The organism is Mesorhizobium sp. M7A.F.Ca.CA.004.12.1.1, from assembly GCF_003997835.1.
GTDB lineage: Bacteria > Pseudomonadota > Alphaproteobacteria > Rhizobiales > Rhizobiaceae > Mesorhizobium.
In genome coordinates this window covers 1-6367 of sequence record NZ_RZRK01000335.1, presented here as the reverse complement: position 1 = coordinate 6367, position 6367 = coordinate 1, and the positions used below count along the sequence as shown (strand labels likewise).

7 protein-coding genes are annotated in these 6367 nt (G+C 62.5%); all 7 read left to right on the top strand.

The window, feature by feature from the left end:
* Positions 1-1429 (top strand): hydantoinase B/oxoprolinase family protein (locus tag EN984_RS18445; RefSeq protein WP_164765516.1); only part of this gene is annotated, 1429 nt, incomplete at its 5' end.
* Positions 1426-2628: a pyridoxal phosphate-dependent aminotransferase gene (locus EN984_RS18440; protein ID WP_127269542.1), complete on the top strand. Its 1203-nt coding sequence runs from the start codon at positions 1426-1428 to the stop codon at positions 2626-2628. The genes EN984_RS18445 and EN984_RS18440, both read left to right, overlap by 4 nt.
* Before the next feature lie 3 nt (positions 2629-2631).
* Positions 2632-3444, top strand: a complete 813-nt coding sequence (locus EN984_RS18435) for an NAD(P)-dependent oxidoreductase (RefSeq protein WP_127383872.1) — start codon at positions 2632-2634, stop codon at positions 3442-3444.
* Between the two features lie 274 nt (positions 3445-3718).
* Positions 3719-3943 carry an alkylphosphonate utilization protein gene (locus EN984_RS18430; RefSeq protein WP_013529641.1) on the top strand — a complete coding sequence of 75 codons (225 nt, stop codon included), beginning with the start codon at positions 3719-3721 and terminating at the stop codon, positions 3941-3943.
* 259 nt (positions 3944-4202) lie between these two features.
* The gene (locus EN984_RS18425) at positions 4203-4505 is read left to right on the top strand and encodes a DUF982 domain-containing protein (protein ID WP_127269540.1); all 303 of its coding nucleotides are present in this window, start codon (positions 4203-4205) and stop codon (positions 4503-4505) included.
* Between the two features lie 448 nt (positions 4506-4953).
* The gene (locus EN984_RS18415; RefSeq protein ID WP_032808122.1) at positions 4954-5043 is read left to right on the top strand and encodes a K(+)-transporting ATPase subunit F; all 90 of its coding nucleotides are present in this window, start codon (positions 4954-4956) and stop codon (positions 5041-5043) included.
* 20 nt (positions 5044-5063) lie between these two features.
* Positions 5064-6367: potassium-transporting ATPase subunit KdpA (gene kdpA / locus EN984_RS18410; protein WP_127383871.1), on the top strand; the 1304-nt coding region annotated here is incomplete at its 3' end.

Sequence of the window (6367 nt, the reverse complement as noted above, 5' to 3'; positions counted from 1 at the left end):
TGTCAACACCATGGCCGAGGCGGTGCTGCATTTCATGAACGAAATCCCGCGCGAAACCATGTTCGAGGGTGACACCTACGTCACCAATGACCCCTGGTTGGGCACGGGCCACCTGCACGATATCACCATGGTGTCGCCGTCGTTCCTGAACGGCGAATTGGTTGCGTTCTTCGCCTGCACGGCACATGTGGTCGATGTCGGTGGGCGCGGCTTCGGCGCTGACGGCAAGTCGGTCTACGAGGAAGGCATCCAGATCCCGATCATGAAGTTCGCGGAGAAGGGCAAGGTCAATCTCGATCTCGTCAGGATCCTGCGCGCCAACGTCCGCGAGCCGAACCAGGTCGTCGGCGATTTCTATTCGCTCGCCGCCTGCAACGAAGTCGGCCACCGACGCCTCGTCGACATGATGAAGGAGATCGGCCTGGCATCGCTGGACGGGCTTGGCGAGTTCATCTTCTCGCGCACCCGCGACGCCTTGGTCGAACGCATCAAGGCGATGCCCAAAGGCAGCTGGTCGAACGCGCTGGTGACCGACGGCTACGACGAGCCGGTGAAACTCGCGGCGACGGTCACGGTTAGGGACGCCGGCGTCGAGGTCGATTTCACCGGTACCGACCCGATGAGCCGATGGGGCATCAACTGCCCGATCATCTACAGCAAGGCCTATGCCTGCTACGCGTTGAAATGCGTGGTGGCGCCCGATATTCCTAACAATGCCGCGTCGCTCGCCTTCTTCACCGTGTCGTCTCCGGTCAACATCCTGAACGCCGTGCGGCCGGCGCCGGTGGCGCTCAGGCACATCTTCGGCCACATGGTTCCCGATCTGGTGCTCGGCGCGATCGCCAAGGCGATGCCCGGCAAGATCCTTGCCGAGGGCGCCGGCGCACTGTGGAACATCCATATCTCGGTTCGGCCGGTCTCCGGCGGTTCGGGCCGCCGTGCCGAGGTGCTGATGTTCAATTCCGGCGGCATGGGCGCGCGCCCCGGTCTCGACGGACTGTCGGCGACGGCCTTCCCCTCCGGCGTCCATACGATGCCGATCGAGGCAACGGAGCACACCGGGCCGATCGTCATCTGGCGCAAGGAGCTGCGGCCCGATTCCGGCGGCGACGGCGAGTTCCGCGGCGGGCTCGGGCAGGTTATCGAAATCGAGGCGATCGAGGGCCATGAATTCGACTTCTCGGCCATGTTCGACCGCGTCAATCATCCCGCCCACGGGCGCAACGGCGGCGGGCCTGGAGTGGCCGGCGTGGTCAGGCTGGACGATGGCACGCAGATGCGACCCAAAGGCTGGCAGCATGTTCCGGCCGGCCGTCGGCTGATCCTCCAATTGCCGGGCGGCGGCGGCTATGGCGATCCGTCCAAGCGCAGCACCGAGGCGCGGGCGAACGACCGCTCCAAGGAATACATTTCGGAGAACGGCAAATGAGCTACATTGCCTCGCGCCTGTCTGCGGTGAAGCCGTCGGCGTCCATGGCTGCTTCGCAGGCAGCCAAGGCCCTGCGCGCCAAGGGCGTCGACGTGATCGATCTTGGCCTGGGCGAGCCGGATTTCCCGACACCGAGCCATATCATCGAAGCGGCGCATTTCGCCGCGAAGGCCGGCCAGACGCTATACACGGGTGCCGCCGGCACGGCCGAGGTGCGCGAAGCCGTGGCCGGCAAGTTCCGCCGCGAAAACGGACTGGACTACACGGCGGACGACGTCGTCGTGGCCAATGGCGCCAAGCAGATCATCTTCAACGCGCTGATGGCGACGCTGGAGTCTGGTGACGAAGCGGTCCTGCCGGCGCCCTACTTCGTCTCCTATCCCGAGATGGTGAAGCTGCTCGGCGGCAGGCCTGTCGTTATCGAGTGCCCGGAAACTTCCGGCTTCCGGCTGACGCCGGAGCTGCTCGAAAAAGCCATCACTCCAAGGACGAAATGGCTGTTCCTCAACATGCCCGGCAACCCCTCCGGCGCCATATATTCGCAATCGGACCTGCGGGCACTCGGAGCGGTTTTGGCAAGGCATCCGCAGGTGCTGGTGCTTTCCGACGAGATTTACGAGCACATCCTGTTCGACGGACGCGACTTCGTCTCCTTCGGCAAGGCTTGCCCGGAACTCAGGGACCGCACCCTGATCGTCAACGGCGTCTCCAAATCCTATGCGATGACCGGGTGGCGTGTCGGCTATGCCGCCGGGCCGGCGCCGCTCACCAGGGCGATGGCGATCATCCAGAGCCAGTCCTGCACGTCCGTCTGCTCGATCGCGCAAGCGGCGACGGTGGCCGCGCTCAACGGCCCCCAGGACGAGGTGGCACGCTTTCGGCAGGCGTTCGAGGCGCGCCGCGACCTTGTCGTCGACGGCATCAGGCGGATCAACGGTCTTACGCTTTCGCCACCGGAAGGCGCCTTCTATGCCTATATCGGATGCGCCAGCCTGATCGGCCGCAGGACCCCAAAAGGCGTCGTGCTCGAGGACGACACGGCAGTGGCGAATTATCTCCTGAACGAAGGGCGCGTGGCCTCGGTGCCGGGCGCCGCCTATGGACTTTCCCCCTATTTCCGCATCTCGACCGCGACCGGCGAAGAGGTGCTGACCGAAGCGATCGCGCGCATCAACGCCGCCGTCGCGCAAGTGGAGTAAATCATGCCGCATTACGAACGCATCCTGATCACCGGCGCGGCCGGCCGCCTCGGTTCGGAACTGCGAAAGGGGCTGGTGCCGCTGGCAAAAACGATCCGCCTGGCCGGCCGCGAACCGTTCGGCGATCTTGCTCCACACGAGGAAGAAGCGGTCTTCGACCTCGCCGATATGGAGGCGACGTTTGCCGCCACCAAGGATTGCGATGCGATCGTGCATTTCGGCGGCGCACCACTCGAATGCGAATGGCAAACCATCCTGGATTCCAGCATCCGCGGCTCCTATCACATCTACGAGGGCGCCCGGAAACACGGCGTGAAACGAGTCATCTATGCCTCCTCCGTGCATGCCGTCGGCTATCACGAGGTCGAGGCGCATATCGGCGTCGACGCGCCGGTGCGTCCCGACAGCCTCTATGGCGTGTCGAAGAACTTCGTCGAGAGCCTGAGCCGGCTTTACTGGGACAAGTTCGGCATCGAGACGGCGTGCCTGCGCATCTTTTCGTCCTTCCCCGAACCGGCGGACCGTCGCATGCTGTGGTCATACCTCTCCTTCGCCGATTGTGTGCGTCTGGTCGAGGCAGCTCTCACCGCGCCGCGCGTCGGCCATACGATCTCCTTCGGCCTTTCCGACAACAAGGTGAAAACGGTCGACAACAGCGGCGCCAACCATCTGGGGTGTGCTCCGCAGGATAGTGCCGAGCCGTTCCGCGCCGCGGTCGAGGCGAAAACGCAGGTTCCGGATCCCAAGGCGCCATCGGTGAAGTATCTGGGCGGGTGGTTCTGCGAGCTTGGCCATCCGGACGACAAACAGGCGTAGCTGCCAATCCGCTCGATGGCGCAGAGCGGAAGCCGAGATGCGGCAGGCGACGGATTCACGCGTGGTGGCGGAGATCGAGGAGGTTGTCGGCGGCGCCGGCTTCGATGTGCCACGCCGACCACGGTCATGGATCAGATCTGGCAGCGGTACCTGCAGACGATGCCGGACTTCCCCCAAGCGTTCATCCACCTTGGGCGTCGAAGACTTGCCGGTCGTCATCGGTTTTGGGATTCTCATCTGATCTGGTAGTGGGATCCAAATCACAGGAGATGGCATGCCGAACGATGTAATCGTGCGCGACAGCAATGGCGCTCAATTGAATGACGGTGATTCCGTAACGCTGATCAAAGACCTCAAAGTCAAAGGCACTTCGGAGACGATCAAGCGCGGCACGTTGGTGAAGGCCATCCGCCTGAACGGCAATCCCGGCGAGATCGAATGCAACACCAAGCAAGTGAAAGGCCTGGTGCTCAAGACCGAGTTCGTGAAGAAGGCGTGAGCCTCAAGGCGGCAAGCGATCTCGATGGCTCCTTCGGGATTTTGGAGAGCCTGCCGTCGCCAAGGGGGCTGCGGAGCCGTTGAGCGTCCGGCACGCGATCGTTGCGCTGTGAATTGATAACTTCGCCGACCAGGCACAATCAAAAAAATCGCCAAGTCCCAAGCTGGAACCTCCGGCCTCATTGCGCGTTTCACGGCGTCCCGTTCGCGGACCCGCCCGGATATCTCTCCAAGCGCGCGAAAAACCAGGAGCCCGCTTCATGCACGACAAGCTGTTTCATTCACCGGTCGCACTGTCGGTCGGCCTCGGCTTCAAGCGCGAGATTGCCTCGCTGGCCGAAATGCACGATTTCCTCACCAATTGGACGACCTCCCGCCGCGGCCCGCTTTACCGAAACGCGGTGGAGACATGTGATCTGGCCGTTCCAGGTTATGTGAGCGTCGAGCAGGCGCGCCGGGCGTTGCTCGAATTCGCGCAAGCCGCCGGCATCCTGTGGCCGGACCTCGAGCCGGTGGCGGGCGTGCACGCCGTTGCGCGTGGCTATGGCGGCTACGCCGCCTGAAGATTGATGTTCTCCGTGGCGGCTAAAGCCACACCACCATAGAAAGCCCGGCTGGCCCCCAGCCGGGCTTTCGCGTTTCCGGCAGCTCGCAAGGAAATCGCCATCCTGTAGCCGTGTGTCTTGGGCGACAATCCCTGCGTGGAGTGTCGGGAAGAGCCCGAGCAAAAATCTTTATGAAATTCCTATTTCTTTCTACTGCGCCCCGTCTCGAACCTTTATGGCGATCGGGTCCATATTCCTTTTAGAAAATACAACCGGCTCCGTCGCCAAAGGTGCGACGGGACACTTTCGAGATATTGCGAACTCTCTTGTCAAATTCGCAAAGTACAAAAGAACAAAAGGAATAAACACAATGGATATGGCCGTTATCGGAATCGGAATTTTGTTCTTTGCCCTTTGTTTCGCCTACATAAAAGCTTGTGACGCGCTCTAGAGCGAGGCTGAAAAAATGATCGTCGACTATATTCTCGGTGGCGGCGTTACGCTGTTCCTGCTCGCCTACCTGACATACGCCCTCGTTCGTCCAGAACGCTTCTGAAGGCACGGAAAGCCACACCCATGACACTGAACGGTTGGATACAGATCCTGGTCTATTGCGGGATCGTCGTTTTGCTGGTGAAGCCGCTCGGCGGCTACATGCACCGCGTCTTCAACGGCGACCGCACGCTGCTTTCGCCGGTCCTTCGCCCGCTTGAGCGTGGGCTTTATCGTATTTGCGGAACCAGCGAACGCGAGGAACAGCACTGGACCACCTACGCGGTCGCCCTGCTGCTCTTCAACCTCGCCGGCTTCCTGGTGCTTTATGCGCTGCAGCGCCTGCAGGGCAGCCTGCCTTACAACCCTGCCGGCATGACAGCGGTTGAACCAGGGTTGGCCTTCAACACCGCCGCCAGCTTCATGACCAACACCAACTGGCAGAACTATGGTGGCGAGAGCACGATGTCCTATCTCGTGCAGATGGCCGGGCTGACGGTGCAGAACTTCGTTTCGGCGGCCACCGGCATTGCCATCGCCATTGCGCTGATCCGCGGCTTTGCCCGGGCGTCCGGCAAGTCGATCGGCAATTTCTGGGTCGATATGACCCGCTCCACACTCTATCTGCTGCTGCCGTTCTGCATCGTGCTGACGCTGGTCTATGTCTGGCTCGGCATGCCGCAGACGCTCGGCGCCTACGTCAACGCCACGACGCTGGAAGGCGCGCAGCAGACCATCGCCGTCGGCCCGGTCGCTTCGCAGGTGGCCATCAAGATGCTCGGCACCAATGGCGGCGGTTTCTTCAACGCCAATGCCGCGCACCCGTTCGAGAACCCCGACGCGATCTCCAACCTGATCCAGATGGTGTCGATCTTCGCCATCGGCGCCGCCTTGACCAATGTCTTCGGCCGCATGATCGGCAACCAGCGCCAGGGCTGGGCGATCCTCTCGGCCATGGGCGTCATGTTCATCGCCGGTGTCGCCATCTGCTACTGGGCGGAAGCCGCCGGCAACCCGCTGGTGCATGCGCTGGGCATCGACGGCGGCAACATGGAGGGCAAGGAGAGCCGCTTCGGCATCGCCCTGTCGGCGCTGTTTGCCGTCATCACCACGGCCGCTTCCTGCGGCGCCGTCAACGCCATGCACGGCTCGTTCACCGCGCTCGGCGGCATGATCCCGATCATCAACATGCAGCTTGGCGAAGTCATCGTCGGCGGTGTCGGCGCCGGTCTCTACGGCATCCTGATGTACATCGTCGTCGCCGTCTTCGTCGCCGGCCTGATGGTCGGCCGCACGCCCGAATATCTGGGCAAGAAGATCGAGGCCAAGGAGGTCAAGATGGCTATGCTGGCCATACTGTGCCTGCCGCTGGCGATGCTGATCCTGTC

What these genes read in the sequence shown, in the direction of transcription:
- EN984_RS18440 (WP_127269542.1), top strand. Translation starts at nt 1,426, where the DNA reads ATGAGCTACATTGCCTCGCGCCTGTCTGCGGTGAAGCCGTCGGCGTCC.
- EN984_RS18430 (WP_013529641.1), top strand. Translation starts at nt 3,719, where the DNA reads ATGCCGAACGATGTAATCGTGCGCGACAGCAATGGCGCTCAATTGAAT.
- EN984_RS18425 (WP_127269540.1), top strand. Translation starts at nt 4,203, where the DNA reads ATGCACGACAAGCTGTTTCATTCACCGGTCGCACTGTCGGTCGGCCTC.
- EN984_RS18435 (WP_127383872.1), top strand. Translation starts at nt 2,632, where the DNA reads ATGCCGCATTACGAACGCATCCTGATCACCGGCGCGGCCGGCCGCCTC.
- EN984_RS18415 (WP_032808122.1), top strand. Translation starts at nt 4,954, where the DNA reads ATGATCGTCGACTATATTCTCGGTGGCGGCGTTACGCTGTTCCTGCTC.